At 64.1% G+C, this 916-nt stretch carries 1 pseudogene; it reads left to right on the forward strand.

Annotated elements, in window-relative coordinates:
• A pseudogene (locus tag AB4118_RS34015) lies at positions 1-916 on the forward strand (hypothetical protein); the annotation flags it as partial.

The following is a 916-nucleotide window of genomic DNA, read 5'->3' on the forward strand; positions in this document are numbered from 1 at the left end:
AATCAGCTCGCGCTGACATTGCGGGACCGCAACGACTCGGTGGAAGGTGCCTCGGGCTGGAAGCACAACGATACATTGATCGGGACCAGCTTTCCGGTCGGCGCTGTCGGTGCAGGAACCGGCCCGGTCAATGGGCCCGCGACGGACAGCAAGCTTCTGTCCCAGAACGTCGACCTGATCCGCGGGCTCGAGGACTTCATCAAGCTGGCGTCCGGTGCGGTCATCGGACAATCGGCGGGGACCGTCGCGGCCATGGCGGTCCCTGGCTCGCATTTCCGCGATCTCGCTCCCGACACCACTGTCTTCGACCCCGGCAATGGTGGCGACATCCTGCTCGGCGGTGCCGGCAGCGACACCATCACCGGCAATGCCGGCAACGATCTGATCGACGGCGACCGCTGGCTCAATGTCCGGATCTCCGTGCATGCCACCAAGGACCCGGCGAGCGCCCAGCTGTTCACGGTCGATGGCTTGACCACCCTCATCTCGGGGACCGGCAATGCCAATTGGGACGGAAAATCGGTCGCAGACCTGATGCGAACCGGACAGATCAATCCGGGCCAGCTCGAAGCGGTGCGCGAGATCATCTCCGACGGCGCCCTGGCAACCGATACCGACGTGGCGGTCTTCCACGGCAGCCGCGCCGACTTCACGCTGACGCGCAATGCCAATGGCACGGTAACAGTCGTCGACACAGTCGTGGCGCCGGTCCTCGGGGCAGATGGCATCAAGATCCCGTTGATCGACGACGAAGGCACCGACACGCTCGTGAATATCGAGGTCGCGCGGTTCACGAATTTCGATGCCAATGGCATTCCGACCGGAACGTTCACGGATGTGTCGCTGGCACGAGCAAGCGGCGCACCGACGATCACCAGCACCGGCACCAATGTCCTGACGGCCAGCACCGCTGGAA

Origin of the sequence: Allobosea sp. 2RAB26 (genome assembly GCF_052115465.1) — a bacterium.
GTDB lineage: Bacteria > Pseudomonadota > Alphaproteobacteria > Rhizobiales > Beijerinckiaceae > Allobosea.